23 protein-coding genes are annotated in these 25,976 nt (G+C 55.8%); 12 read left to right on the top strand and 11 right to left on the bottom strand.

Annotation, left to right across the window (positions count from 1 at the left end; genetic code table 11):
- Positions 1-49: 49 nt before the first annotated feature.
- The 4 genes from leuS to LINBF2_RS12155 are packed head-to-tail and all read left to right on the top strand — an operon-like array spanning position 50 to position 5,619.
- Entirely contained in the window at positions 50-2,737 is a 2,688-nt protein-coding gene (gene leuS / locus LINBF2_RS12170) for a leucine--tRNA ligase (protein WP_281889211.1), read from the top strand.
- A 10-nt stretch (positions 2,738-2,747) separates the two neighbouring features.
- Positions 2,748-3,251 carry an LPS assembly lipoprotein LptE gene (gene lptE / locus LINBF2_RS12165; protein WP_104800469.1) on the top strand — a complete coding sequence of 168 codons (504 nt, stop codon included), beginning with the start codon at positions 2,748-2,750 and terminating at the stop codon, positions 3,249-3,251.
- 2 nt (positions 3,252-3,253) lie between these two features.
- Positions 3,254-4,324, top strand: coding sequence for a DNA polymerase III subunit delta (gene holA / locus LINBF2_RS12160; protein ID WP_281889209.1), 1,071 nt, complete (start codon positions 3,254-3,256; stop codon positions 4,322-4,324).
- 14 nt (positions 4,325-4,338) lie between these two features.
- Positions 4,339-5,619 carry a glutamate-5-semialdehyde dehydrogenase gene (locus LINBF2_RS12155; protein WP_104800471.1) on the top strand — a complete coding sequence of 427 codons (1,281 nt, stop codon included), beginning with the start codon at positions 4,339-4,341 and terminating at the stop codon, positions 5,617-5,619.
- A gap of 57 nt (positions 5,620-5,676) precedes the next feature.
- On the opposite strand, the gene LINBF2_RS12150 is transcribed toward LINBF2_RS12155, so the two are convergent.
- The 3 genes from LINBF2_RS12150 to LINBF2_RS12140 are packed head-to-tail and all read right to left on the bottom strand — an operon-like array spanning position 5,677 to position 7,395.
- Positions 5,677-6,339, bottom strand: a complete 663-nt coding sequence (locus LINBF2_RS12150) for a DUF799 domain-containing protein (RefSeq protein WP_104800472.1) — start codon at positions 6,337-6,339, stop codon at positions 5,677-5,679.
- A gap of 9 nt (positions 6,340-6,348) precedes the next feature.
- Entirely contained in the window at positions 6,349-6,699 is a 351-nt protein-coding gene (locus LINBF2_RS12145) for a DUF4810 domain-containing protein (RefSeq protein WP_104800473.1), read from the bottom strand.
- Positions 6,700-6,714: 15 nt separating this feature from the next.
- Positions 6,715-7,395 (bottom strand): CsgG/HfaB family protein, encoded by a 681-nt coding sequence (locus LINBF2_RS12140; RefSeq protein ID WP_104800474.1) that lies wholly within the window; start codon positions 7,393-7,395, stop codon positions 6,715-6,717.
- 159 nt (positions 7,396-7,554) lie between these two features.
- Here LINBF2_RS12140 and gshA point away from each other — a divergent pair, with 159 nt between their 5' ends.
- The 3 genes from gshA to gshB are packed head-to-tail and all read left to right on the top strand — an operon-like array spanning position 7,555 to position 11,689.
- On the top strand, positions 7,555-8,850 hold the full coding sequence (gshA, locus tag LINBF2_RS12135) for a glutamate--cysteine ligase (RefSeq protein WP_281889202.1): 1,296 nt from the start codon (positions 7,555-7,557) through the stop codon (positions 8,848-8,850).
- Positions 8,851-8,858: 8 nt separating this feature from the next.
- A complete protein-coding gene (locus LINBF2_RS12130; RefSeq protein WP_281889201.1) occupies positions 8,859-10,730 on the top strand; it encodes a potassium transporter Kup in 1,872 nt (623 codons plus the stop codon).
- A 5-nt stretch (positions 10,731-10,735) separates the two neighbouring features.
- Positions 10,736-11,689, top strand: coding sequence for a glutathione synthase (gene gshB / locus LINBF2_RS12125; RefSeq protein WP_281889199.1), 954 nt, complete (start codon positions 10,736-10,738; stop codon positions 11,687-11,689).
- A 76-nt stretch (positions 11,690-11,765) separates the two neighbouring features.
- On the opposite strand, the gene LINBF2_RS12120 is transcribed toward gshB, so the two are convergent.
- From LINBF2_RS12120 to LINBF2_RS12110, 3 genes are read right to left on the bottom strand one after another with little or no spacing between them, the layout of a single operon-like run.
- Complete coding sequence (locus tag LINBF2_RS12120) at positions 11,766-12,542, bottom strand: class II glutamine amidotransferase (protein WP_281889198.1); 777 nt, start codon at positions 12,540-12,542, stop codon at positions 11,766-11,768.
- A 17-nt stretch (positions 12,543-12,559) separates the two neighbouring features.
- Positions 12,560-14,011: an MFS transporter gene (locus LINBF2_RS12115; RefSeq protein ID WP_281889196.1), complete on the bottom strand. Its 1,452-nt coding sequence runs from the start codon at positions 14,009-14,011 to the stop codon at positions 12,560-12,562.
- A complete protein-coding gene (locus LINBF2_RS12110; protein ID WP_281889195.1) occupies positions 14,004-14,228 on the bottom strand; it encodes a cysteine-rich CWC family protein in 225 nt (74 codons plus the stop codon). The genes LINBF2_RS12115 and LINBF2_RS12110 overlap by 8 nt, the downstream gene beginning before the upstream one ends.
- Positions 14,229-14,275: 47 nt before the next feature.
- On the opposite strand from LINBF2_RS12110, the gene LINBF2_RS12105 reads away from it, so the two are divergent.
- Positions 14,276-15,478, top strand: a complete 1,203-nt coding sequence (locus LINBF2_RS12105; RefSeq protein ID WP_281889194.1) for an FAD-binding domain-containing protein — start codon at positions 14,276-14,278, stop codon at positions 15,476-15,478.
- Between the two features lie 17 nt (positions 15,479-15,495).
- Here LINBF2_RS12105 and LINBF2_RS12100 read toward each other — a convergent pair whose 3' ends face one another.
- From LINBF2_RS12100 to LINBF2_RS12090, 3 genes are all read right to left on the bottom strand, one after another.
- Positions 15,496-15,891: a hypothetical protein gene (locus LINBF2_RS12100; RefSeq protein ID WP_281889192.1), complete on the bottom strand. Its 396-nt coding sequence runs from the start codon at positions 15,889-15,891 to the stop codon at positions 15,496-15,498.
- Between the two features lie 144 nt (positions 15,892-16,035).
- Positions 16,036-18,255 (bottom strand): malate synthase G, encoded by a 2,220-nt coding sequence (locus tag LINBF2_RS12095; protein WP_281889191.1) that lies wholly within the window; start codon positions 18,253-18,255, stop codon positions 16,036-16,038.
- 131 nt (positions 18,256-18,386) lie between these two features.
- The gene (locus LINBF2_RS12090; protein WP_281889189.1) at positions 18,387-19,469 is read right to left on the bottom strand and encodes an SLAC1 anion channel family protein; all 1,083 of its coding nucleotides are present in this window, start codon (positions 19,467-19,469) and stop codon (positions 18,387-18,389) included.
- Here LINBF2_RS12090 and LINBF2_RS12085 point away from each other — a divergent pair.
- From LINBF2_RS12085 to LINBF2_RS12075, 3 genes are read left to right on the top strand one after another with little or no spacing between them, the layout of a single operon-like run.
- On the top strand, positions 19,468-20,409 hold the full coding sequence (locus tag LINBF2_RS12085) for a LysR family transcriptional regulator (protein ID WP_281889188.1): 942 nt from the start codon (positions 19,468-19,470) through the stop codon (positions 20,407-20,409). The two genes, LINBF2_RS12090 and LINBF2_RS12085, sit on opposite strands and share 2 nt — an antisense overlap.
- A complete protein-coding gene (locus LINBF2_RS12080; protein WP_281889186.1) occupies positions 20,406-21,236 on the top strand; it encodes a ChbG/HpnK family deacetylase in 831 nt (276 codons plus the stop codon). The genes LINBF2_RS12085 and LINBF2_RS12080 overlap by 4 nt, the downstream gene beginning before the upstream one ends.
- A 7-nt stretch (positions 21,237-21,243) precedes the next feature.
- Positions 21,244-22,857 carry a glycosyltransferase family 39 protein gene (locus tag LINBF2_RS12075; protein WP_281889185.1) on the top strand — a complete coding sequence of 538 codons (1,614 nt, stop codon included), beginning with the start codon at positions 21,244-21,246 and terminating at the stop codon, positions 22,855-22,857.
- Here the strand turns inward: LINBF2_RS12075 and LINBF2_RS12070 are convergent.
- On the bottom strand, positions 22,780-23,151 hold the full coding sequence (locus LINBF2_RS12070; protein WP_281889183.1) for a GtrA family protein: 372 nt from the start codon (positions 23,149-23,151) through the stop codon (positions 22,780-22,782). The genes LINBF2_RS12075 and LINBF2_RS12070 overlap by 78 nt on opposite strands.
- A 3-nt stretch (positions 23,152-23,154) precedes the next feature.
- Positions 23,155-24,195, bottom strand: coding sequence for a glycosyltransferase family 2 protein (locus LINBF2_RS12065; RefSeq protein ID WP_281889182.1), 1,041 nt, complete (start codon positions 24,193-24,195; stop codon positions 23,155-23,157).
- 66 nt (positions 24,196-24,261) lie between these two features.
- Here LINBF2_RS12065 and argS point away from each other — a divergent pair, with 66 nt between their 5' ends.
- Complete coding sequence (gene argS, locus LINBF2_RS12060; RefSeq protein WP_281889180.1) at positions 24,262-25,971, top strand: arginine--tRNA ligase; 1,710 nt, start codon at positions 24,262-24,264, stop codon at positions 25,969-25,971.
- Positions 25,972-25,976 lie beyond the last annotated feature (5 nt).

The raw sequence follows: 25,976 nt of genomic DNA, 5'->3' as shown, positions 1-25,976 counted from the left end.
TTTGAAGGCGCTGCCTCGCGACCCCTGCGGGGGTTCTCTGACTGATTCCATGCAAGACAAATACAACCACACCGAGGTCGAACGCGCCGTTCAGGCCGCTTGGACCCAAGCCGACGCCTACCGCGTGACAGAAGACGCGTCGAAGAAAAAGTTTTACGCCTGCTCCATGCTGCCTTACCCCAGCGGCAAGCTGCACATGGGCCACGTGCGCAACTACACCATCAACGACATGCTCACGCGCAACTTGCGCATGAAGGGCTTCAACGTGTTGATGCCCATGGGCTGGGACGCATTTGGTTTGCCCGCTGAAAACGCCGCGCTCAAAAACGGTGTGCCACCTGCCAAGTGGACGTACGAAAACATTGCCTACATGAAGAAGCAAATGCAGGCGATGGGCTTGGCCATTGACTGGTCACGCGAAGTGGCTACCTGCGACCCGACGTATTACAAGTGGAACCAATGGCTCTTCTTGAAGATGCTCGAAAAAGGTATCGCTTACCGCAAGACCCAAGTGGTGAACTGGGACCCAGTCGACCAAACCGTGTTGGCCAACGAGCAAGTGATTGATGGCAAAGGCTGGCGCACAGGCGCACCGGTTGAGAAGCGCGAAATTCCTGGCTACTACCTGAACATCACCCACTACGCGCCTGAGCTGCTGGAGCATGTGCAAATGGGCAATGACAAAGCCACTTTGAATGGCTGGCCCGACAAAGTGCGCTTGATGCAAGAGAACTGGATTGGCAAGAGCGAGGGTGTACGTTTTGCGTTCACGCACGACATTGCAGGTGCAGATGGCGCGTTGATCGGCGACGGCAAAATGTATGTGTTCACCACACGTGCCGACACCATCATGGGCGTCACATTCTGTGCAGTGGCTGCTGAGCATCCGCTGGCGCTGCATGCTGCGGCAAGCAACCCCGCCATGGCTGCATTCCTCGAAGAATGCAAGAGCGGCGGCACGACCGAAGCTGAGCTTGCCACGCAAGAGAAAAAGGGCATGCCCACGGACCTGTTCGTCACGCACCCACTGACCGGCGCGAAGGTTGAAGTTTGGGTGGGCAACTACGTGCTCATGTCATACGGTGATGGCGCGGTCATGGGTGTGCCTGCGCACGACGAGCGTGACTTTGCGTTTGCATTGAAATACGACTTGCCGATCAAGCAAGTGGTGTCGGTCAAAGACCAAGCGTTCAACGACAAAGAGTGGCAAGAGTGGTACGGCGACAAGCAGAGCTGTGTGTGCATCAACTCTGGCGAACTCGATGGCTTGAACCAAAAATCTGCTGTTAACAAAGTAGCCGAGCTGCTCGCTGCCAAAGGCCTCGGCGAAAAGAAAACCACCTGGCGTTTACGCGACTGGGGCATCAGCCGCCAGCGCTATTGGGGTACCCCAATCCCAATCATCCATTGCGACGAACACGGCGCAGTTCCCGTGCCCGAAAAAGATTTGCCCGTGGTGCTGCCGCAAGACTGCATCCCAGATGGCTCTGGTAACCCATTGCACAAGCACGAAGGTTTCCATGCGGGTGTGACTTGCCCGGTGTGCGGCAAAGCAGCCCGCCGCGAGACCGACACGATGGACACGTTTGTGGATTCGTCGTGGTACTTCATGCGCTATTGCGACCCGACCAACACCGATGCGATGGTGGCCGAGGGCGCGCAGTACTGGGCGCCGATGGACCAATACATTGGCGGCATTGAGCATGCCATTCTTCACTTGCTCTACGCCCGTTTTTGGACCAAGGTCATGCGTGACATGGGTTTGGTCAAAGTGGACGAGCCTTTCACCAAGCTGCTCACGCAAGGCATGGTGCTCAACCACATTTACTCACGCCGCACGGCCAAAGGTGGCAAAGATTATTTCTGGCCACACGATGTTGAGCACGTGCTCGACGACGCAGGTAAGGTGGTGGGCGCAAAGCTCAAGAACGAAGCCGACAGCAGCGACGGCAAATTGCCCGTGGGCACAGCCATCGATTACGAGGGCGTGGGCACCATGTCCAAGTCGAAGAACAACGGTGTAGACCCGCAAGACCTGATCGAGCGCTACGGCGCAGACACCGCGCGTCTGTACACCATGTTCACCGCGCCGCCCGAAGCCACGCTGGAGTGGAACGATGCGGCGGTGGAAGGCAGTTACCGCTTCTTGCGCCGTGTGTGGAACTTTGCGCAAAAGCACGAAGCCACACTCAAGGCTGCCACCGCTGGCAACTTGAGTGCTGCCAAGCCACGCAAAGAAGCTGCTGACCTGCGCCGCGAAATGCACGTGATGTTGAAGCAAGTCAGCTACGACTACGACCGAATGCAATACAACACCGTGGTGTCAGGTTGCATGAAGTTGCTCAATGCGTTGGAAGATTTCAAGGCTGATGGCGGCGATGGCGATAACGCTGTGCTGTGCGAAGGCGTGTCTGTTTTGTTGCGCATGCTCTACCCAGCTTGTCCGCATATCACGGCCAATTTGTGGATCGAATTGGGTTATGTAGCCCGCTTGGGTGACTTGCTCGATACCGCATGGCCTGAAGTGGACGAGAGCGCCTTGCAACGCGATGAGTTAGAACTCATGCTGCAAATCAACGGCAAGTTGCGTGGCGCAGTCACAGTCAGTGCCACAGCGAGCAAAGAGCAAATCGAGCAGGCTGCTTTGGCCACCGAAGCCTTCATCAAGCAAGCCAATGGTGCTGCACCGAAGAAGGTCATCGTCGTGCCCGGCCGCTTGGTCAATATCGTGGTTTAAAGGTTCCATCATGACTACGCGCCGCTCATTGCTGATGTCCTCCTTGCTGGCCACAGGGTTGGTCGGGTGTGGTTTTGAGTTGCGCAAAGCGCCCAATTACGCGTTCAACACCTTGTACAGCTCTATCCCTGTGGTCTCACCTTTTGGTGCCAAGCTCAAGCGCAGTTTGGAGTCTTCGGGTCAAGTCGAAGTGATCAATGATGCGCGTCAAATTGAGCGCGCACAGGTCATCTTTGATCAGTTGTTTGAGTTGCGTGAGAAGGTGGTGGTGGGGCGCACCTCAACAGGTGCCATTCGTGAATTTCAATTGCGCTATCGCTATCGCTTTCGACTGCGCAGCCGCAATGGCACAGAGTTGATTCCCGATACAGAAATCATGCTCACGCGTGACATCAACTTCAATGAAACTGGCGCTTTGTCAAAAGAGTCGGAAGAGGCTTTGCTTTACCGTGACATGGAAAACGACTTGGTGCTTCAAATTCAACGTCGCTTGGCCGCCGTGCGCCAACTCTGAGCATGCAAGTCGCTAGCGCTCAATTTGCCAATCACCTGCAAGCGCAGGCGAGCAAAGGCTTGCGTAGCCTCTACACCTTTCACGGGGATGAGCCGCTGCTGCAACAAGAGGCGCTCGATGCGTTGCGTAACACCGCACGCGCGCAGGGTTACACCGAGCGCAGTGTGTACACCGTGGCAGGTGCACATTTTGATTGGGGCGAAGTGCTGGCCGCAGGTGGTTCTATGAGTTTGTTTGCAGACAAACAGCTCATTGAAATCCGTATTCCCTCGGGCAAGCCCGGCAAAGAAGGCAGCACAGCCTTGCAGCAAATTGCTGAACTGGCCGTGGGCAATGACAGCACCCTCACCGTCGTGCTATTGCCCCGTCTGGACAAAGCCACGAAGAGTTCGGCTTGGTTCAGCGCCTTAGAGAACAACGGCATCAGCGTGCAGGTCGACCCCGTTGAGCGCCACGCTTTGCCCACTTGGATTGCGCAACGTTTGGGTGCACAACAGCAACGCGTGGCCTCTGGCGAAGCGGGCCAACACACCTTGCAGTTTTTTGCCGAGCGTGTGGAAGGCAATTTGCTGGCCGCGCACCAGGAAATTCAAAAGCTCGCCCTCTTGTACCCAGAAGGTGAATTGAGCTTTGAGCAAGTCGAACGTGCCGTGTTGAACGTGGCGCGTTACGACGTGTTCAAACTATCCGAAGCAGTGCTTAGTGGCCAGCCTCTGCGTGTGCAGCGCATGCTCGATGGCTTGAAGGCCGAGGGTGAGGCCGAGGTGTTGGTGCACTACACGCTGGCCGAAGAAATCCGTGCCTTGAAGCGCGTCAAAGATGCTGTGGCTTCGGGTAAGGCTTTGCCTATGGCTCTGCGCGAGCAGCGCATTTGGGGTCCGCGTGAGCGTTTGTTTGAACGCGTGTTGCCGCGCTTGAGTGTGGGCATGCTTGAAAAATTGTTGCAGTCGGCCCATCAGGTCGACGGCATTGTCAAAGGTTTGAAAACGCCAGAATGGCCTGCTGATAACTGGCAGGCCCTGCACCGTTTGGCCATGCGTTTGTGCCGCGCTTGTATGCCGCGCAACGCTTAATTAGGAAGATACACATGACGACTCTCAATGTTGCCGATCACATGCACGCGCTGGGCGCACAAGCCAAAGCCGCGTCTGCGCAAATGGCCAAAGCCTCTGCAGCGGTCAAAAGCGCCGCTCTGCGCAAGCTCGCTGCTTTGCTGCGCGAAAACATTGACGCCTTGCAAATTGACAACGCGAAAGACATTGAGCGTGCCATCGCTGCAGGCCTCGATGCCCCCATGGTGGACCGCTTGAAGCTCACGCCCAAAGTATTGGAAACCTGCGCACAAGGCTGCGAACAACTCGCGACCATGCCTGATGTGATTGGTGAAATCATTGGCATGAAGCAGCAGCCCAGCGGTATTCGCGTGGGTCAAATGCGCGTGCCACTAGGTGTGTTCGGCATGATTTTCGAAAGCCGTCCCAACGTGACGATTGAAGCTGCATCGCTCTCTATCAAGAGTGGCAATGCTTGCATCTTGCGCGGCGGTTCAGAGGCGATTGACTCTAATAAAGCCTTGGCCAAGTTGGTGCAGCAAGCCTTGATCGAAAGCGGCTTGCCCACAGACGCTGTGCAACTGGTGCAAACCACCGACCGCGAAGCTGTGGGTCACCTCATTGCCATGCCTGAGTTTGTGGACGTCATCATTCCGCGCGGCGGCAAGGGCTTGATTGAGCGGATCAGCCGTGAGGCCAAAGTACCCGTCATCAAACACCTGGACGGCAACTGCCACACCTATGTGGACGACCCTTGCGACATGGCCATGGCGGTGACCGTGGCGGACAACGCCAAGACCCAAAAGTACAGCCCTTGCAACGCCAGCGAAAGCTTGCTGGTGGCGCGTGGTGTGGCAGCGGAGTTTTTGCCCAAGATTGGCGCGATCTATGCTGCCAAAGGCGTGGAGATGCGTTGCTGTCCAGTGGCCAAAGCCATCCTCACGCAAGTCAAAGGTGCCAACCTCAAAGACGCGACTGAGCAAGATTGGTTTGAAGAGTATTTGGGCCCCATCATCAGCATCAAAGTGGTAGAGGGTTTGGATGCGGCGATTGCGCACATCAACCACTATTCCAGCCACCACACAGAATCCATCCTCACGCGTGACCACATGCACGCCCAACGCTTTTTGCGCGAGGTAGATTCATCTAGCGTGATGGTCAATGCCAGCACCCGCTTTGCAGATGGTTTTGAATATGGTTTGGGTGCTGAAATAGGCATTTCCACCGACAAATTCCATGCGCGTGGCCCTGTGGGCATCGAAGGCCTGACCTCGCTGAAATACGTGGTGCTGGGTCAGGGCGAAATTCGCGTTTGATGCAGCTGCGCTGCCAACTAAAAAGCCCCGAGGTAAATGCCTAGGGGCTTTTTAGATTTATTGACCTTGCGCTTGCTCAAATTTGGGAGATCGCGGACCTGGTAACAGCCCTCGGTTTCCTGTACTTAACAGGCGATGGTTGGTAATGCGTCCAATGCGATACCCAGGATCGCTTACAGAATTAGCAATCTGATTGATGATGCCTTGAATAAGCAAGCCGACTAAGCCGTTTTGGTTTTGCTTACCCTCCGCATCTGATGCGCTTGCCTTACCTTCCCATAGTGCGGTTCCGGTGCGCGTATCGATTAATGAGGCTTGCGCAGTGACCACGACATCACCACCCAAGAGTGCACTTGATGCGCCGTAGTTGGTAATGGTGATGTAAAGCGCTGCATCCGCACCAAAAATTTCATTCAGCTTTTTGGGCGATGCTTGGTGCATTTCGCCTGGGTTTTGCAAACCGTTTTCTTTGAAGGTTTGATCGACCAAGGCCACAGGAAAAACGTAATAACCCGCCTCGGCTAATGGCAATGTGGTCGAAGACATCACACTGTAGGTGGCGCGTAAGTCGGATGTGTTGTTCAGGGGCGGTAAGACCAAGATGGACTTGGGCTGGTGCTGACGAAATGCTGAGTAATCCACATCCGCCTGTTTTGTTGCACAACCTGTGAAGATCAACACAGTCGCCAACAGAGCCAAGAGTTTCAAATAACGTGACATACCAATCCTTTACTTTTTTACTTTGGCCAAGATGCGATCCATGTAAACCGCTGACTCTGGAAACAAAGTTTTTTCAGTTTGAAAGGACTGAACAGCTTGGTCACCTTTGCCGGTTTGGAAATACAAGTAGCCCAAATGCGCATGAAAGCCTGGTGGCACGGCTTTGTTTGTGCTGCGAGCTTTTTGATAATCTGCTTCTAGCTTTTCAATCTGTGCTTCGATGGGCGATTTGCCTGGGTCGTTGTAGAGTGAATAAACTTGGCTTTCGTAGTCGCCCCATTGATAAAGCGATTGTTTAGGCGCTGCGCAGCCCACAAGGGTAAACAGCAGCAGTGCACATAGGGTGTTTTGAATACGCATGTGGATTACCTCCGATTACTGAGCAGGTTTCCATTGACCGGATTCAACACCTTCGACCAAGCGATTGACCGCTTCACGAATAGCCAAATCGAGTACTTTGCCGTTCAGTGTGGAGTCGTAGCTGGCCGTGCCGCCAAAGCCGATGACTTCCCGGTTTGACAGGGCGTATTCGCCAGCACCTTGGACCGAAAAAATCACTTCAGAGGTCACTGCATCAACCACGTTCAGACTCACTTTTGAGTAGGCAATTTGTGTTTTGCCGCGCCCCAAAATACCGAATAGCTGTTGGTCACCCACTTCTTTGCGACCAAATTCGGTCACGTCGCCCGTGATCACAAAATCAGCACCGCTGATTTTTTGTGTTTTACCTTTGAACTTGGCTTCTTGGCTGATTTCGCCCATGTTGTCGCGGTCAACCACTTTGAATCGGTTGGCTTGTTGCATGTGCGTGATCAAAATGGTTTTGGCTTGACCGCCCAAACGGTCGACGCCGTCTGAAAACAGACCGCGCATGAAGCTAGATCGGTTGTCAAACTTGCCAACCGCAACCGTACTTCTAGTGCCGCTGTAGCTGGTTTTTGCGGCGGTGACTTGTTGGGGGGTGACCGTCTGTGATGTTTCTGTGGCGCAGCCCGCTATGAACAGTGAAAAAGCACAAAAGACGGCGAGCAATGAAACCCGTGAAAAGCAACTCATTTGAATACCTTTGAATTATTTAAAAGCCAATAAGTATAAAACTATTACTATTAATTAAATATAAAGAAGGCGTAATTAACCGTTTGAGTCCTCTAAACAAAGGCAACTTATTTGCCTGCGGTGAAGGCCTAGAATTAGCCTCCACCTACCAAGGACACCATGGTTCCTCACCTCATCACCGCCCTCAACGGCCCCATCAACGAGCTTGAACAACGCATCCTCGATTCCATGCCCGCCATCGAGCGCTGGTTTCGTTTGGAATGGATGGAGCACACGCCGCCGTTCTACAGCTCGGTGGACATTCGCAATGCAGGTTTCAAGCTTGCACCAGTCGACACCAACCTCTACCCCGGCGGCTGGAACAACCTCACGCCTGAGATGCTGCCCCTCGCGGTGCAAGCCGCCATGGCCGCGATTGAAAAAATCTGCCCTGAAGCCCGTAACCTGTTGTTGATTCCAGAGAACCACACACGCAACACCTTCTACTTGTCGAACGTGGCGCAGCTGCAGCGCATCTTCCACATGGCAGGGTTGAATGTGCGCGTGGGATCGATCAATCCCGAGATCAAAGAGAACACCACCATTGATTTACCCAATGGCGACAGCGTCACGTTGGAGCCAGTGATTCGTGGCAAGCACCGCTTGGGGCTCAAAGACTTCGACCCTTGCACCATCTTGCTCAACAACGATTTGAGCGCTGGCATTCCTGGCATCTTGGAAGACTTGCACGAGCAACATCTACTGCCACCATTGCATGCGGGTTGGAGCGTGCGCCGAAAGAGCAAACACTTTGAGTGCTACGAAGAAGTGGCCAAGCGCTTTGGCAAGCTGCTGGGCATTGATCCATGGTTGATTAACCCCATGTTCAACCAGTGCGGCGAAGTGAACTTTGCCGAAGGCACAGGCATGGAGTGCTTGCAAACCAATGTGGACGCCTTGCTCACCAAGATCAAGCGCAAATACAAAGAGTACGGCATCAACGAAAAACCATTCGTCATCGTCAAAGCCGACAACGGCACTTACGGCATGGGCATCATGACCGTGCGCGATGTCAAAGACCTCGATGCACTCAACCGCAAGACCCGCAACAAAATGAGCGTGGTCAAAGACGGTCAAGAGGTGAGCCAAGTCATCATCCAAGAAGGCGTGCTCACGCATGAGCGCTTAAACGATGCTGTGGCTGAACCCGTGGTCTACATGATGGACCGCTATGTGGTGGGCGGCTTCTACCGCGTGCATGCTGACCGTGGCGTGGACGAAAACTTGAACGCACCCGGTGCGAGTTTTGTACCGCTGGCTTTCGAGCAAAGCGCGCACACACCGCAGCCTGGCATGAAGCCCGGTGCGAGCACCCCCAACCGCTTTTACATGTATGGCGTCATTGGTCGTTTGGCCATGTTGGCTGCGAGCTATGAGCTCGAAGCCACCGATCCCGAAGCAGAAATTTACGACTGAGGTTAGTCATGGATCAACACGGCAAATCGTCGCTCGCGGCGCTCACCTTGGGCGCGATTGGCGTCGTTTATGGCGACATCGGTACCAGCGTGCTGTATGCGATGAAAGAGGTGTTTGGCTCGGGGCACGTCGAGTTCACGCCTGACAACATCTATGGCATCTTGTCCATTTTCTTTTGGACTCTGACCGTCATCGTGTCTATCAAGTATGTGGCCTTGGTGCTGCGTGCGGACAACCACGGTGAAGGTGGTTTGGTGGCCATGCTGGCCTTGGCTTCAATGGCCGTGAAAGACCGACCCGTGTTGCGTCAGCGCATGTTGATCGTGGGTATCTTCGGCACCTGTTTGTTTTATGGTGACGGTGTGATCACGCCAGCCATTTCGGTGCTGTCCGCGGTCGAAGGTTTGGAGGTGGTGTCACCCGCTTTTAAGAAGTATGTGATTCCAATCACGATCATCATTTTGTTTGGCCTCTTCGCCGTGCAAAAGCGAGGCACCAGTGGTATTGGTAAATTCTTCGGCCCGATCACAGTCGTGTGGTTTGCCGCTATTTCTGCTTTGGGGGTGTACCACATTGCTTCTCATCCAGAAATTTTGTGGGCGATCAGCCCACACTACGCTGTGATGTTCATGGTCAACGAGCCCAGTATCACTTTCCTGATTTTGGGTGCGGTGGTGTTGTGTGTGACGGGTGGCGAGGCTTTGTATGCCGACATGGGGCACTTTGGAAAGAAGCCCATTCGCATCGCCTGGTTCTTCGTCGTGATGCCGGCGTTAACGCTGAACTATTTTGGCCAAGGTGCTTTGTTGTTGAGCGATCCTACGGCGGTGGCCAACCCCTTCTTCAATATGGCTCCTGATTGGTTGCTCGTGCCTTTGGTTGGGTTGGCGACAGCGGCGACGGTGATTGCTTCTCAGGCTTTGATTTCTGGCGCATTCAGTGTGACCAAACAAGTGGTGCAAATGGGATTTCTGCCACGCTTACAAGTCCTCCACACCAGTGTCAAAGACACAGGGCAAATTTATATCCCGTTCGTGAACTGGGGCTTATTTGCCGTCATCGTGTTGGCAGTGATGATGTTCAAGTCGTCCAGCAATTTGGCAGCGGCCTACGGCATTGCGGTGTGTACAGACATGCTCATCACCACTGTGTTGACCTTCTTTGTGATTCACTACGGTTGGAAATACCCCTTCTGGTGGTGTTTAGCTGCCACAGGCTTTTTCTTTGTGGTGGATTTGGCTTTTTGGGCATCTAACTTGTTGAAGTTATTTGACGGTGGTTGGTTCCCCTTGTTGATCGCATCCGTCATCATGATGCTGATGCTCACGTGGCGTGATGGCCGCGGCATTCTTTACGAGAAACGCAAAGAAGATGCATTGGATTTGACGAGCTTCTTAGAGGCCGTTTTCTTGTCGCCTCCCACGCGCGTGGAGGGCACGGCGGTGTTCTTGACGTCTGGCAAAGGCGCGGTGCCTAACGCCATGCTGCATAACTTGAAGCACAACAAAGTGCTGCACAAACAAAACTTGTTTGTGAACGTGCAAAACCATGAAGTGCCTTGGATTGAAGAAAAAGAGCGCCTTGAAATTACAGCGGTTGGCAACGAATGCTGGCAGGTGGTGATTCACTATGGCTTCAAAGATGATCCTGATGTGCCAGGCGCTTTGAGTCATCTCAACGGCATGGGCTGTGAAGTCAGCCCCATGACCACCAGCTACTTCTTGTCGCGTGACAGCATCGTGCCCACCGTGGGCAGCGGCATGTCGGCTTGGCGTGAAAAACTGTTTGCACAAATGCACCTCAATGCCAGCTCTGCTGCCGACTTCTTGAACTTGCCTAGCAACTCCGTGGTGGAGCTGGGCAGCAAAATCGAAATCTAAAACCCATGCACATCCTTTTCGTCGCAGACCCGCTGTCGTCCTTCAAGATTTACAAGGACACCACGTTTGCGATGATGCGTGAGGCGCAGCGTCGCGGCCACCAAGTGCTGGCCTGCGAGCCGCAAGACATCGTGTGGCAAAGCGGTCAGCAAGTGTCGGCACGCGTGCAGCTGGTGCGTTTGACGGGGGACGCCGAGCATTGGTTTGACGTGCAAAGCGTGGACGCGCACTACGCGCTTAAAAGTGCCGATGCCATCGTCATGCGCAAAGACCCGCCGTTTGACAGCGAGTATTTCTACGCTACGCACTTGCTAGAGCAAGCGGAGCGCGAAGGCGCCAAGGTGTTCAACAAGCCTGCGGCTTTGCGCGACCATCCAGAAAAGTTGGCCATTCTGGAGTTCGAGCAGTTCATCAGCCCCACGCTGGTGACGCGCAGCGCCGATGCTATTCGCGCCTTTCACGCGCAGCACCGCGACATCATCTTGAAGCCACTCGATGGCATGGGCGGCATGGGCATCTTCCGCGTGAAGGACGATGGCTTGAACCTCGGTGCCATCACCGAAACGCTCAACCGCGATGGCGCGCAAACCGTCATGGTGCAAAAATTCATTCCCGCCATCGACAAAGGCGACAAGCGCGTGCTCGTCATCGGCGGCAAGGTTGTGCCTTATTGCTTGGCGCGTATCCCGCAAGGCGGCGAAGTGCGTGGCAACTTGGCTGCAGGTGGCAAAGGCGTGGCGCAAGCCATCTCTGCACGTGACCAAGAAATCGCCGAAGCCCTTGGGCCCATTCTCTTCAAGCGTGGTTTGTTGTTGGTCGGTTTGGATGTGATCGGGGACTGCCTCACCGAGGTGAATGTCACCAGCCCCACGTGCTTTCAAGAAATCTTTGACCAGACCGGCTTCGATGTGGCGGCGATGTTCATTGACGCGCTTGAGCAAGCTGCTCGTTCGGTCTGAGCACGGTTAGCGGTATTTGCTGTGGCTTACACCGTTGCGTGCGAGTTAAAGAGTGGCAGAAGGACAGGGCAAGAGATCAAGCGCGCAGCTGCCCATCCACAAACACCTTCAACTCCCCCGGTGCAAACGGTGTCCAAACCTCGTTAGTTGTCAAAGGCGCAGTGACAACAACAGCCACTCGGTCATCCGGTGACGCGTGTTCAGCAAAGTTAATGCTCATGTCTTGGTCGCTCAAGGTGGCTGTTGCAAATGGGTGCTTGCGCTCGATGTAGCAAAGATTGGTGGAGGCATGTGCCCACAGTGCTTGGCCGTTTGATAACAAAAAATTGAACGTGCCGTGCTTCGCAATTTGCGGCACCAACTCTTTCAAAGTCAGTGTGAGTTCGTCAATCGACGGCACATTCGCGTGTGATTTGGCCATCTCTTGCATCAACCAGCAAAACGCGCGTTCGCTGTCGGTGTGCCCCACAGGTTTGAAGCTGCCGTGTAAGCGTGGTGCGTAGTTTTCTAAATTGCCGTTGTGTGCAAACACCCAATAGCGTCCCCACAACTCTCGCACAAAGGGGTGGCAGTTTTCCAGCGACACCACGCCTTGCGTGGCCTTGCGGATGTGCGAAATGACATTGCGGCTTTTGATGGGGTACTTGCGAATCAGCTCAGCTACGGGTGAGGTGCTGGCGGGCAGGTGATCGATGAAGTGGCGTAAACCGCGGTCTTGTTCTGAGCCTTCAAAAAAAGCGATGCCCCAGCCATCGGCATGGTGGTCAGTCACACCTGCGCGTTGGGCAAAACCACTGAAGCTAAACGTCGCATCGGTGGGGTTTTTGCAGTTGAGTCCGAGCAGTTGGCACATGGCGTTTCAATTCAAAATCAATGGGTGTGTTGGCGAATGCGCCACGCCGCTAAGAGTGCCAACATGCAAACCAAGGCGAGCATCAAAAACACTTCGTCAAAAGCCGCCAAGCGCATGGCCGATGTCTTGGCGTTGGTGAGCGAATCACCGTGCACAGCCAATCGCCACTCCAACAGAATACCGCACAAGCTCACGCCTGCAGCACCGCCCAGCATACGTAAAAAATTGATGACGCTGGCCCCCTGAGGAATCAAGCTGCCGTCCATGCCTCGCATGGCGCCGATGTTGAGCGATGGCAAGATAAAGCCCAAGCCCACGCGACCCAAAATCGCGAACACCACCAGCACCCACAAACCGGTTTGCAAATTCACGGTGAGCATGAGAGCGAATGAAAGCGCCAACAACACCAAACCAAAACTCACCATCAAGTGCGTGGGGTGCGTGCTGGAGTAACGACCCACGATGGCAATCGTGAGGGCCAACAATAAACCCGAAGGCAGCAGCAAGGTGCCCACATAGCTAGGCGACAAACCCAAACCCAGCTGCAAATACAAAGGCAACAAATAGGTAGAGCCAAACATCGCAATGCCGTAGATGAAGGCCACGGTGGTGCCCATGGCAAATGGGCGATGGGCAAACAATGCCAAGTTCATCAGCGGCTTGCCATCGTTTTGAGTTTGCACACGTTGCCACATCACAAAACCCACGGTGCACAACGCCGCGGCACCCATCAAGCTAAGAGCGGCCGTCACATTGCCGCTGTGCAACATCACCAAGCCATTGAGCAAGCACAAGGTGCCCACCGTGGCGAGTGCGAGGCCGCCCAAATCGAGCGAGGGTTTGCCGTGGTTGGCGCTCACGCCGCCAGGTGCTGTGGTGGGGACATAGCGCATGGCCATCCACATCGAAATTGTGCAAAACGGCACCACCATGAAGAACAGCGCGCGCCAACTCATCCAGTCCACCAACAAGCCGCCGATGCTGGGGCCGAGCGCTGGTGCCAGCACCACACCCATGCCAAAGAAGCTGTTGGCACGTCCTTGTTCAGACGTGTCAAACGCACGCAAGATGATGATGGCGGGAATGGGTTGCACCACGCCAGCCGCCAAGCCTTCAATCACGCGCGCGGCCAGCACCCAGTTGTAGTCCGTCGAGAGTCCGCCTGCAATGCCAGCGATGAGCAGCACCCACATGCAACCCATGTAGGTGGTGCGGTAGCCAAATCGCGCCAACAGCCAAGGCGTGGTGAGCATGGACACGGTCATCGCCACCATGAAGCTCGAGCTCACCCATTGCGCCGATTCTTGGCCAATACCGAACTGCATGCTCATGTCGGGAATGCCGACGTTCATGATGGTGGACGACATGATGGCGGCCATCGAGCCAATCATCACCGTGGTCAGCATCAGCCAGCGGTGGCGTGTGCCGTAGCGGCTTTGCAAATCGGCCAGTGAGCCGCGTTCAGCCATGTGCGTCTTTCGTGGCGCAGGCTTGGCAAATACAAGCCTTGCGTTGGGATGCAACGGGGACCTTTGCCAGCAACTCGGGCGGAAAAGACACGTTGACACACCAGCACTTAGCCACGGGTTGCCCGCTGATTTTGGCGACTTCCATCGCACATTGGTTGGGCTTGCCGCACAAGGGACAAGCGCAAGCGTCAATGGGGGCGGGCATTTGGCTGGGCATGCCCCAAAGTGTAGCGAAGCGAACAAGGCACAATCGCAAAAAATCTTATGTACGAATTTCCGCCCACGCCAGAAGCCGCCCAGTTGCGGCTTGACCACGTCAGCCCCAAAGACTATGCGCACACACGCAACGCTTTGGATGGTGCGGTCACGCATTTGTCGCCGTACCTCACGCATGGATTTTTAAGCGTGCCCGATGTGGCCAGCGCCATGTACCACCAGTACCGCGTGGGCGTGCAACACAAGCTGATTTACGAGCTGGGTTGGCGCGAGTACTTTCAGCACATGCACCACCATTTGGGCGAAGGTATTGCGCATTCTTTGCGCGAAGGCGTATTGCCTGAAGCTGAGTACAGCACCGAGTTGCCCGAAGACGTGCGCCACGCGTGCACCCGCGTGCCCGTCATCGACAACGCGATTCGCATGCTCTACACCACGGGCTATTTGCACAACCATGCACGCTTGTGGGTGGCCAGCTACATCGTGCACTTGCGCAAGGTGCATTGGCGTGTCGCAGCAGATTGGATGTACAGCCATTTGCTGGACGGTGACTTGGCCAGCAACTACCTCAGCTGGCAATGGGTGGCGGCAACCGGCAGCAGCAAACCTTATTTGTTCAACGCCGATACCGTTGAAAAATTTGCACCTGAAATTTGGCACAGCCGTGGCACATCGATTGATGTGAGCTACGAGTTGATGGACATCTTGGCCAACAGCGCTGCTACGGTGGCGCAAGTTCGTAAAAACGAATTGGCTTGGGATGAGCCCCAGGTGTTCGCCGAGCCGCCTGCAGAACTCGGCTTTACACACCCTGTGGCCAGCGATGTGGCGGGTAAACATGTGTGGCTGGTGCATCCGTGGGTGTTGGCGGATTTGCCAAAAGATTTACCGGCGGACGTGGTGTGCGTGGCCGTGGCATTTGCAGAGCACGCGCAAGCGCATCCGTGGAATGCGTTGCGCTGGAACTTTGTGGGTGAACGCATGGCGGTACTCACGCCGCACCGTTGGTTTGCTTCAGCAAAAGATGTGTTGCAGGCTTTGGCTCATGCGCAAAGTGTGCAAACCGTAGGGCATTTGTGTTTGCCAGACCTTGCTGAGAGCAAGGTGCAATTGCGGCCTGCGCCGCGCTTGTTCCGTCAACTCGACAAGCCCATGGACTCGTTCAGCAAATGGTGGGTGCAAGTGAACAAAAACGTGCGTCATTTGCAGCAGCTGGTGTACCCGCTGCCCACGCGAACACCAGCGCCTTAACCCTGCATTGAAGCGGCTTACTCGCCAGGCGCGGGCGTGACCTTGGTGATGAAGTATTCCGTCTCGCCAAAGCAGCCGGGTAGGCCTTTGTGTTGTTCGTATTCCACCACCACTTTTTGACCAATCTGTTTGTTGATCTGGTCAGCCACTGCATCGTCACGGACGGTGAATGCAAATTTTTCTGGAATAGCGGGCAATGTGGCCAAGGCACGAATTTGTTCGCCTTCCCATGTTTTGCAAATCCAGCCTTTGTAAGAGAGCTTTTGTACAAAACCCACGCTCTCGCCTTTGGAGTAGGTGAAGTGGTAAGCGAATACCAAATACAAGCCCAGACCGATGACGACAGTCAACACCAAGCCAATGACGGTGCGCAGTGCAAAGCGAATCAGCGTGCTGATGAAGTTGTTGGTCATGTGTGTGCTTTCAAAAGAAGTTCAATGAGCTGAATCATAGTGGCCCTGCCAAACAAAAGCGGCTTCCTAAGAAGCCGCTTTTGTTGTGAGTCACTGTCGGTAATGACAGCTGTGCTGGTTTTGATTAAACCGTTCCGGCTTTAATTAAACCGTTCCGGCTTTCACCTTCAAGCGCCATGCGTGCAACAAAGGCTCGGTGTAGCCGCTGGGCTGCTCTTTGCCTTTGAACACCAAGTCGAGGGCAGCTTGGTAAGCAGGCGCTTTGGCAAAGCGGCCCGCCATTTTTTGGTACAGCTTGTCGCCAGCGTTTTGCTTGTCCACTACGGAGGCCATACGCTTGAAGGTGTCTTTCACTTCAGCTGGTGTCACCACGCCGTGGTGCAACCAGTTGGCGATGTGTTGGCTAGAAATACGCAGCGTGGCGCGGTCTTCCATCAGGCCGACGTTGTGGATGTCTGGCACTTTGGAGCAGCCCACGCCTTGGTCCACCCAACGCACCACATAGCCCAAGATGCCTTGCACGTTGTTGTCCAACTCTTGTTGCTTCTCAGCAGGCTTCCAGTTGGGGTTGGCGGTCACAGGCACTTGCAGCAAGTCGTTCAAGAGGCTGTCACGCACCTTGTTGTAGTTGACCTTTTCCAACTCTTTTTGCACGTCGACCACTTTGACTTGGTGGTAATGCATGGCGTGCAACACAGCCGCGGTGGGGCTTGGCACCCATGCGGTGTTGGCGCCCGCTTTGGGGTGACCAATTTTTTGTTTCAACATCTCGGCCATCAAATCGGGCATGGCCCACATGCCTTTGCCGATTTGCGCCTTGCCGCGCAAGCCGCATGACAAGCCAGCCAACACGTTGTTCTTTTCGTAGGCTTGGATCCATGCGCTGGTTTTCATATCGCCTTTGCGCAACATGGGGCCAGCTTGCATGGCGGTGTGCATTTCGTCGCCAGTACGGTCCAAGAAGCCGGTGTTGATGAACGCCACGCGGCTGGCCGCTGCGGCGATACAGGCTTTCAAGTTCACGCTGGTGCGACGCTCTTCGTCCATGATGCCCAGCTTGACGGTGCTGTCAGCCAAGCCCAAAACCTTCTCGACGCGACCAAACAATTCGCAGGCAAAAGCCACTTCGGTGGGGCCGTGCATTTTGGGTTTGACGATGTACACAGAGCCCGTGCGCGAGTTGCGAATGCCTTTTTTGCCGTGGCCTTGCAGGTCGTGCAAAGCGATGGTGGTGGTCACCACAGCATCCATGATGCCTTCTGGAATTTCGTGCATCGCGCCGTCTTTACCTTTGTAAAGAATGGCGGGGTTGGTCATCAAGTGGCCCACGTTACGAAGGAACAGCAATGAGCGACCGTGCAATTTGACGGGTTGGCCGTCTTTGCCTTTGTATTCGCGGTCGGCATTCAAACCACGTGTGAAGGTCTTGCCGCCTTTTTCAACGGTTTCGGTCAAGGTACCTTTGACGATGCCCAACCAATTGCTGTAGGCCACCACTTTGTCATCGGCATCGACAACTGCCACGGAGTCTTCCAAATCGAGGATGGTAGACAACGCGGCTTCCACAATCAGGTCGCTCACGCCAGCTGGGTCGGTGGCGCCGATGGGTGTGCTGCGGTTGATTTGCAAGTCGAGGTGCAAACCGTTGTGCACGAACAGCACAGATGAAGGCTCAGCCATCTTGCCTTGGAAGCCCACAAACTGAGCAGCCTTGGCCAGCTTGGTGGTTTTGCCGCCCTTGAGGGTGACAACCAATTCACCGTTCACCACAGCGTAGCCGGTGGAGTCAACGTGAGAGCCACTCTTCAATGGCACGGTACGGTCCAGCACAAAGCGTGCGTATTGAATAACCTTTGCGCCGCGCTTGGGGTTGTATGCGCCGGCTTTTTCGCAGCCGTGTGTTTCTGGCAAAGCGTCAGTGCCGTACAACGCGTCATACAAAGACCCCCAACGTGCGTTGGCGGCGTTCAGTGCGTAACGTGCATTGAGCACAGGCACCACAAGTTGTGGGCCAGCTTGCAAGGCCAATTCAGCATCGACGTTTTTGGTGGTGGCCTTCACCTTCTCGGGTTGAGGCACGAGGTAGCCAATTTTTTCCAAGAACTTGCGATAGGCCTTCATGTTTTTGATGGGGCCAGGGTTGGCGCTATGCCATGCGTCCATCTCGGTTTGCAGGCGGTCACGCTCTGCCAACAGGGCGACATTCTTAGGCGCCAAGTCTTTCACGATGGCGTCGAAACCTTTCCAGAATTTATCGCTGCTCACGCCGGTGTCGGGCAACACTTTGGTCTCGATGAATTTGTGCAGGTTGGTGGCAACTTGCAAGCTGTGCACAGCAGTGCGTTTGGTGGTGTCTTGGCTCATGGTGAAGTCTCTCTGGATAAATCAAAAACGGGAATCAGGGCGAATCTTATTGGATTGCGTTGGGTCGATTGCATCGCCAGCTTTTGGGCTGTCGTGACAAATAGGGTGGTAATCGTGTGGGCGGACGCGCTTTACTTGTCTGGCACCAGCAAGTGGCCATGACGCAAGCCGCGCCACGTGCCTAGGGTCAACCCCAAAATTAACAAGGACGTGACAGCCAACAACAAAGTGGCGGGCAACTCTAACCATGCGCCACCTGGCTCTTGCGACATGCGCAAGCTGAGTGTGGTGAAGGCTGCCATCGGAAAGCTCATGGCCCAATGTGGCAAACCAAAAGGCTGTTCAAGAATGGTGTGAATTTGCGTGAGCGATAGGGCTAAGAAAAACAGACCAATGCCCCATGAGCCCCACGCCAAGCTCAGCGGTGCATCAAATTGCAAGAAACACAAACCGATGATCGATGGTGCCACCATGGTGATGAAGATGCTGGGGCTCAGGCGCGCAGCCAGTGGGCCAGCTTGCACCATGCGAATGAGGAGCATGGTTTGCAGCACCGGCCATAACAACAGACCAATGCCAAACTGAGCAGTGGCCCAAGACTCAAGACCGATGGTCACGCCCGCGAGCGGTGCCAACACGTTGCCAATGACGGGAATGAAAAACACGGGCGTGAAAGCCGCCCATTGCAAACCACCGTTGTCAGGCGTGTTGAGCCAACGCGCCATCACCCACACAGAAGCTGCCAGCTCTAACACTGAGCCCAACACCCACGCAAATGTGAGCAGCGTATCCAGTGTGCGTGAGGTGTTCCAAAATAAAGACACGCCAATGCCAGCCAACAGCATGATGGACAACGGCAGGGTGGCCATGAAGGCGTGACGCACGGGGTGGCGCATGTCAGCGGCCACGGCGTTGGGATGAAACGTCAAACGCACCACGCATGAAATGCACAGCAAAACAAATACAAACAACGCAAAAAGAGAGCCCACCAACCCTAAGCCCAGAGCCGTGTCGCCAAACACATCGGTGGCACGCAACCAAGCGAGTGACAAACCACACCAACCCATGACCATGGCAAACCATGCGGGGGCGAGGTGCTCTAACAGCGCAATCGCGCGGGTGATTCGGCTGGGGCGATGCGTAGGCGCTTGGGTATTCATGCGGTGGATTTTAGGTGGGTGGCGTGTTTTCACGCCCGTGGATAATTGGTGCATGGACAAACTCAAAGCCTTTGAGTCTTTTGTGTCGGTAGCCTTGAAGGGCAGCTTGACCGCTGCGGCCAAAGCCGAGGGCGTGGCACCCGCCATCATGGGGCGTCGCTTGGATAGCTTAGAAGCGCACTTGGGCGTCAAGCTCTTGGTGCGCACCACGCGACGCATCACGCTCACACACGAAGGCACGGCATTCCTCGAAGACTGTCAACGCTTGCTGGCCGATGTGGCCAATGCCGAAGCGAGCGTCAGTGCGGGCGGCCTCAAAGCCAGCGGGCACTTGCGCATCACGGCGCCCGCGGGGTTTGGTCGTCGCCATGTCGCGCCTTTGGTGCCCAAGTTTCACAGCATGCATCCCGATGTGACGGTGTCACTCAACCTGAGCGACCGCGTGGTCGATTTGGCCGCCGAAGGTTTTGACTGCGCGGTGCGCGTGGGCGATTTGCCCGACTCGTCGTTGGTGAGTGTGCGCATGGCCGACAACCGCCGCTTGTGCGTGGCCACGCCTGAATTCTTGAAACGCTACGGCACACCCAAAGTGCCGAGTGATTTGATGCGTTTTCGTTGCTTGACGCTCTCCAGCGATGCTTCGCAAACACGCGGCTGGGCATTTCGCGTGCCCGTCAATGGCAAAGGCCATGAAGGCCAAACACATGAGGTGATTCACCTGCGCCCCAGTGGCCCGATGGATTGCTCAGACGGTCAAGTTCTGCACGACTGGTGTTTGGCAGGCCACGGCATTGCATGGCGCAGCACGTGGGAAGTCGAAACAGAAATCAACAGTGGGCAATTGGTGCCGGTGCTGGAAGAATTCGCCGCACCTCCCAACGGAATTTATGCGGTGTTCTCGCAGCGCAAACACTTGCCCCTGCGCTTGCGTTTGTGGATTGATTTTCTCAAAGACCACTACGGTCATGCCAACTACTGGAGTGCTGCTGCATGACGCAACATCAAATCAAAGAAGTCGTCCTGTGCGCCGATGACTACGCGCTGAATGCGCCAGTGTCGCAAGGCATCGTTGCTTTGGCGGTGCTCGGTCGCTTGAGTGCCACCAGCGTGATGAGCCTCTCACCCCGTTGGGCGGAAGACGTGGTGGCCTTGCGTGATGTGCGCGAGCGCTTGGATGTGGGCGTGCATTTGGATTGGACCAGCAGTTTTGCGGTGGACGCTGGGCATGGCAGTGGCTTGGGCACGGTCATGGCGCGTGCGGCGCTGCGCTTGTATAGCCCCAAATTGATTGAAGATGAAATTGAGCGTCAGCTCGATGCGTTCGAGGTGCATTGGCAAGCGGAGCCAGACCACATCGATGGCCATCAGCATGTGCAACAGTTTGCTGTGTTTCGACATGCCTTGGCAGAGGTGCTCATGCGCCGATATGGCAATTCAGCGAAGCGTCCGTGGTTGCGTGTGTCGCAAGTGGCGCAGCCTGGCCTCAAAGCCAAGGTGATTTCAGCCATGGGCGCGCATGGCTTGCAGCAGTGGGCGACGCAGCAGAACTGGCCCACGGTTGGCCCGTTGTTGGGCGCGTATGGTTTTGACGGCAGCATGGACGACTACGCGCGCCACATGCAAGGCTGGCTGGCTAATTTGCCCCAAGACAAACGCGCCGTCATCATGTGCCACCCTGCAGTGTCTGCACAAGCGGATGACGCGATTGGTAACGCGCGCAAACGCGAATTTGCTTACCTTGCTGGCCACGATTTTGTGCAGCACATGTTTGATGCCAGCGTGCGCCTGGTGCGTGGCAGCGGCAAACCTATAGAAGCTTGATCACCCAATGACCTCATCATTTTTTGCATCTCCCCGCTGGCGTATTTGGGGTTGGGTGTTGCTGCCCTTGTTCTTGCTGGTGTTGGCTGCGCTTCGTCCGTTGGCCTTGCCCGATGAGGGGCGCTACGCCGAAGTTGGGCGCTGGATGGCGATGAGTGGTGACTGGCTCACGCCAAGACTAGACGGCATTCCGTTCTTTCACAAACCGCCGCTGCTGTATTGGCTGGAAGCCGCTGTGATGAGCGTGCTGGGCGCTACGCCTTGGGCTGCGCGCTTGGTGGTGGCTGTGCATGCGTGTTTGATGTTGGGGCTGATGTGGGTGTGTACGCGCCACATCGCTGGTGCCAAGGTGGCACAACGTGCTGCATGGATGTTTGGCAGCAGCTTGGCGTTTCTCGTGGGTGGCCAATACGTGAACCACGACATGATGGTGGCGACGTGGATGGGTGTGGCTATTTGGTGTTTCGCGCGCGCCTTCATGCACGACGCCGGCGTGCACGCCGGCTGGGCTCGCTGGGGGTTTGTGGCGTGTGCACTGGGCGTCTTGAGCAAAGGACTGATTGGTTTGCTGCTGCCCGGTTTGGTGCTCTTTGTTTGGATTGCTTACACCTGGCAATGGCGAAAAATTTTGGTCTTGCCTTGGGTGAGTGGCTTGTTGTTGTTTGCCATCATTGCGTTGCCATGGTTTGTGTTGGCAGCCCGCGAACACCCAGACATGTTGGCCTACATGTTTGGCAAGCATCAGTTTGGTCGTTACACCGCCACCACGTTCAACAACGGTAGGCCTTGGTGGTTTTATGGCTTGGCCATCACGGTGCTGATGTTCCCTTGGGTGTTTGTGGTGGCTGCAGACGGGGTGCAACGATTGCGCACTGCAGCCATACGGATGTTGCGCTCAGGTGCGCATGATTTGGGCGCAGCTCATGTGGATGCACGCTGGGTGGCTTTGTGTTGGATTTGGATCGTTGCCATTCTTGGTTTCTTCTCCATTCCCAATTCCAAACTGATTGGTTATGCCTTGCCTGTCATGCCTGCGCTTGCCGTTCTGGCCGCGTTGTGGTGGCAGCAACATGTGGCGCCACGCCACTGGGGGCGATTTATGTTTGGCGCCTTGGTGGTTGTGAATTTGGGCTTGGCCATCGTGGCGCAGGTGAGCGCTAGCCGCTACACCGAGCAACGTGGCACACGCGATGTGGCCGAGGTGTTGGCATGTGCCGCGCAGTCGACGGATGTGGTGGCCGCAGTCGATGATTACCCATACGACTTACCGTTCTACGCGCAGCTCACCCGCCCCTTAGAAGTCATTCAAGACTGGGACACCTTGCGCCAAACGGCAGGTGACAACTGGCGGCGTGAATTGTTTGAAGGGGCTGAATTTGATGCCAGCGCTGCGCGTAGTTTGGTGCCCATGGCGCGCTTGCAAGCGTTGAAACAAGAGCCGCATGCATGGGTGGTTGCGCCCAATGCGTCAGCCGTTCTCAATGCACAAGCGCATGAAGGCTTCACCCTTATTGCGACAGGTCAAGCGTGGAGCTTGTACCGATCAAGCCTTGCGTTTGAACGCCCAGAATCGACTGAGCAAAAAAGTTTGCGCGGATGCAAACACCAGCGCAAAAAATAAAGCCAACCAATCGGGTAAATTTAGCCCGCGCAGCAGCGCGATGAACATCAGCTCGTTGGCCGCAAAGCCCGCCAACGCTGTGGCCGCAAAGCGCCGAAAGCTTTGCCACAGATCGGTGTCTGCATCGCTGAAACTCAAAAAGCGGTGGCCAGCAAAGCTCACCACAAATGCCACGCAAAAGCCTGCGGCATTGGCCACTTCAGGCCACAGGTAGGGCGATGCCAGTATGAACACAGCCATGTGTACGGCGGCGGCTGTGCCGCCCACCACCAAGAACCAAAATCCAGTACGCATGGTTCAGACGGGGTGTGGTGGATCGTTGTCGATCACCGCAGGCGCCACGGTCTTCACAGGCGCGATACCTAGGCCCGAGCCCCAGCGGTGGCTGACCAAATACATGGGGCGCTGTTTCACTTCCTCGTAGATGCGGCCCACATATTCGGCGAGAACGCCAATCGACAGCAATTGAATGCCGCTGAAAAACATCATGCCCACCACCAATGTGGCGTAGCCTGGCACATCAATCCCCCACCAGAAATACTCGGCCACCACCCAGGCGCCATAGCCCATGGCCAACATGGCCAACATCAAGCCTGTGATGGTCAGGGCGCGCAGAGGCGCAATCGAGAAAGCCAATACGCCCGTCAGTGCCAACGCAAACGAGCCGCGCAAACCAAAGCTGCTCTCGCCAGCGGCGCGGGGCAAAGGTTCGTAATCAATGGCGGTGCTGGCAAAACCCACCCACGCGTACAAGCCCTTCATGAAACGGTTGCGCTCGGGCAGCTGCTTCAAGGCTTCGACCACGCGGCGGTCCATGAGGCGGAAGTCACCCGCGTGGGCTGGGATCTTCACGCGGTTGCCCGCGTTGATGAGTTTGTAAAACATGCCCGTCAGGCCTGCATGCAAAGCTGACTGGTCGTCGCGCGTGCGGCGAATCGCGTACACCACGTCCGAACCTTCGCGCCAACGCTGAACCATCTCGGCCACCAGCGACACAGGGTGCTGGCCGTCAGAGTCCATCAGCACCACCACTTCGCCACGCGCGGCATCAATGCCTGCCGTCAGTGCTGCTTCTTTGCCAAAGTTGCGCGACAGGTTGATGCCCACCACTTCGCGGTGCGCTGCACACAAGGTTTGTATCACCTGTGCTGTGTCATCACGGCTGCCGTCGTTGATCAACACGATCTCGACCTGCGAACCCAGTGCTTGCAAAGCTTGCAGCACTTGAGGCACCAGCGTGCCTAAGTTTTTGCCCTCGTTGTAAGCGGGCATGACGCACGACAAAGTGGGGGTGTATTGGAAACGGTCGATGGGGGTGAGGGTATGGGCGTCGCGCATAGGTAGATCATGCCAAAAAAAACACCCAATCCCCTTAAGCACAGGCGCGCCCCGTAAAATCTAGCCATGCTCCAAGTTAAACAAGAACTGCTGGCCGCTTTAGGCCAAGCCCTCGACGGTTTGTTGCCCGGTTCCGGCAACAAGGCCGCTTTTGAATCTCCCAAGGTCGCCGCGCATGGCGACTACGCCATCACTGCGGCCATGCAGCTGGCCAAGCCCCTCAAGCTCAACCCCCGTCAGCTCGGCGAACAACTGCGCGACGCGCTGTTGGCTGCTCCCGTTTACCAACAGTGGGTGCAAGACATCGAAATCGCTGGCCCCGGCTTCATCAACATCCGCTTGAAGCCCGCTGCCAAGCAACAAATCGTGCGTGAGGTGTTGGCCGCCAAAGATTGTTTTGGATTCCAAGCCGACAACGGCCAACGCGTGTTGGTCGAGTTTGTGTCTGCCAACCCCACCGGCCCGCTGCACGTAGGCCACGGTCGCCAAGCGGCGCTGGGCGATGCGATTTGTAATTTGTTTGCCACGCAAGGCTTCAACGTCTACCGCGAGTTTTATTACAACGACGCGGGCGTGCAAATCAACACCTTGGCCAAGAGCACGCACTTCCGCGCCCAAGGCATCAAGCCCGGCGATGTCAGCTGGCCTATAGACCCCGAGAACCCAGATAGCAAAGCGTTCTACAACGGCGACTACATTCAAGACATCGCCACCGATTTCTTGGCGGGCAAAACTGTCAAGTCCGACGACCGCGAATTCACCGCCAGCGGCGATGTGAGCGATGTCGACGGCATGCGCGAATTTGCCGTGGCCTACCTGCGCCATGAGCAAGACCTCGACTTGAAAGCCTTTGACGTCAAGTTCGACAACTACTACCTCGAAAGCAGTCTGTACACCAGCGGCAAAGTAGCCGATGCGGTGAGCCGTTTGCAAGCCGCTGGCAAGACCTACGAGCAAGACGGCGCGTTGTGGCTCAAGTCCACCGACTACGGTGACGACAAAGACCGTGTGATGAAAAAGACGGACGGCACGTACACCTACTTTGTGCCGGACGTGGCCTACCACATCACCAAGTGGGAGCGTGGTTTTGCCAAGGTGGTCAACATCCAAGGCACAGACCACCACGGCACGATTGCCCGCGTTCGCGCAGGTTTGCAAGCGGCCAATGTGGGCATTCCCGAGGGCTACCCCGACTACGTGTTGCACACCATGGTGCGCGTGATGCGCGGTGGCGAAGAAGTGAAAATTTCTAAGCGCGCCGGCAGCTACGTGACATTGCGCGATTTGATTGAGTGGACCAGCAAAGACGCGGTGCGCTTCTTCTTGCTGAGCCGCAAGCCCGACACCGAGTACACCTTCGACGTGGACTTGGCCGTGCAAAAGAACAACGACAACCCCGTGTACTACGTGCAATACGCCCACGCCCGCATTTGTTCGGTGCTGCGTGCATGGGCTGACAAAGACGGCGGCGATGTGGCGACTCTCAAAGATGTGGACTTGTCTGCGCTGGAAAGCCCGCAAGCCCAAGCCCTCATGCTGCAACTGGCCAAGTACCCCGCCATGCTCAGCGCAGCATCGGCCGACTTTGCGCCACACGACGTGACTTTCTACTTGCGCGACCTCGCGGCTAGTTACCACAGCTACTACGATGCCGAGCGCATTTTGGTGGACGACGAAGCGGTCAAAAAAGCGCGTTTGGCGCTGGTGGCTGCCACCGCACAGGTGCTGCACAATGGCTTGGCGGTGTTGGGCGTGTCAGCCCCCGCCAGCATGTAATGGGA

The organism is Limnohabitans sp. TEGF004 (assembly GCF_027924965.1).
In the GTDB taxonomy this organism is placed as follows: Bacteria; Pseudomonadota; Gammaproteobacteria; order Burkholderiales; family Burkholderiaceae_C; genus Limnohabitans.
This window is presented reverse-complemented; position numbering and strand designations above follow the sequence as displayed.

What these genes read in the sequence shown, in the direction of transcription:
- leuS (WP_281889211.1), top strand. Translation starts at nt 50, where the DNA reads ATGCAAGACAAATACAACCACACCGAGGTCGAACGCGCCGTTCAGGCC.
- lptE (WP_104800469.1), top strand. Translation starts at nt 2,748, where the DNA reads ATGACTACGCGCCGCTCATTGCTGATGTCCTCCTTGCTGGCCACAGGG.
- holA (WP_281889209.1), top strand. Translation starts at nt 3,254, where the DNA reads ATGCAAGTCGCTAGCGCTCAATTTGCCAATCACCTGCAAGCGCAGGCG.
- LINBF2_RS12155 (WP_104800471.1), top strand. Translation starts at nt 4,339, where the DNA reads ATGACGACTCTCAATGTTGCCGATCACATGCACGCGCTGGGCGCACAA.
- LINBF2_RS12150 (WP_104800472.1), bottom strand. Translation starts at nt 6,339, where the DNA reads ATGTCACGTTATTTGAAACTCTTGGCTCTGTTGGCGACTGTGTTGATC.
- LINBF2_RS12145 (WP_104800473.1), bottom strand. Translation starts at nt 6,699, where the DNA reads ATGCGTATTCAAAACACCCTATGTGCACTGCTGCTGTTTACCCTTGTG.
- LINBF2_RS12140 (WP_104800474.1), bottom strand. Translation starts at nt 7,395, where the DNA reads ATGAGTTGCTTTTCACGGGTTTCATTGCTCGCCGTCTTTTGTGCTTTT.
- gshA (WP_281889202.1), top strand. Translation starts at nt 7,555, where the DNA reads ATGGTTCCTCACCTCATCACCGCCCTCAACGGCCCCATCAACGAGCTT.
- LINBF2_RS12130 (WP_281889201.1), top strand. Translation starts at nt 8,859, where the DNA reads ATGGATCAACACGGCAAATCGTCGCTCGCGGCGCTCACCTTGGGCGCG.
- gshB (WP_281889199.1), top strand. Translation starts at nt 10,736, where the DNA reads ATGCACATCCTTTTCGTCGCAGACCCGCTGTCGTCCTTCAAGATTTAC.
- LINBF2_RS12120 (WP_281889198.1), bottom strand. Translation starts at nt 12,542, where the DNA reads ATGTGCCAACTGCTCGGACTCAACTGCAAAAACCCCACCGATGCGACG.
- LINBF2_RS12115 (WP_281889196.1), bottom strand. Translation starts at nt 14,011, where the DNA reads ATGGCTGAACGCGGCTCACTGGCCGATTTGCAAAGCCGCTACGGCACA.
- LINBF2_RS12110 (WP_281889195.1), bottom strand. Translation starts at nt 14,228, where the DNA reads ATGCCCAGCCAAATGCCCGCCCCCATTGACGCTTGCGCTTGTCCCTTG.
- LINBF2_RS12105 (WP_281889194.1), top strand. Translation starts at nt 14,276, where the DNA reads ATGTACGAATTTCCGCCCACGCCAGAAGCCGCCCAGTTGCGGCTTGAC.
- LINBF2_RS12100 (WP_281889192.1), bottom strand. Translation starts at nt 15,891, where the DNA reads ATGACCAACAACTTCATCAGCACGCTGATTCGCTTTGCACTGCGCACC.
- LINBF2_RS12095 (WP_281889191.1), bottom strand. Translation starts at nt 18,255, where the DNA reads ATGAGCCAAGACACCACCAAACGCACTGCTGTGCACAGCTTGCAAGTT.
- LINBF2_RS12085 (WP_281889188.1), top strand. Translation starts at nt 19,468, where the DNA reads ATGGACAAACTCAAAGCCTTTGAGTCTTTTGTGTCGGTAGCCTTGAAG.
- LINBF2_RS12090 (WP_281889189.1), bottom strand. Translation starts at nt 19,469, where the DNA reads ATGCACCAATTATCCACGGGCGTGAAAACACGCCACCCACCTAAAATC.
- LINBF2_RS12080 (WP_281889186.1), top strand. Translation starts at nt 20,406, where the DNA reads ATGACGCAACATCAAATCAAAGAAGTCGTCCTGTGCGCCGATGACTAC.
- LINBF2_RS12075 (WP_281889185.1), top strand. Translation starts at nt 21,244, where the DNA reads ATGACCTCATCATTTTTTGCATCTCCCCGCTGGCGTATTTGGGGTTGG.
- LINBF2_RS12070 (WP_281889183.1), bottom strand. Translation starts at nt 23,151, where the DNA reads ATGCGTACTGGATTTTGGTTCTTGGTGGTGGGCGGCACAGCCGCCGCC.
- LINBF2_RS12065 (WP_281889182.1), bottom strand. Translation starts at nt 24,195, where the DNA reads ATGCGCGACGCCCATACCCTCACCCCCATCGACCGTTTCCAATACACC.
- argS (WP_281889180.1), top strand. Translation starts at nt 24,262, where the DNA reads ATGCTCCAAGTTAAACAAGAACTGCTGGCCGCTTTAGGCCAAGCCCTC.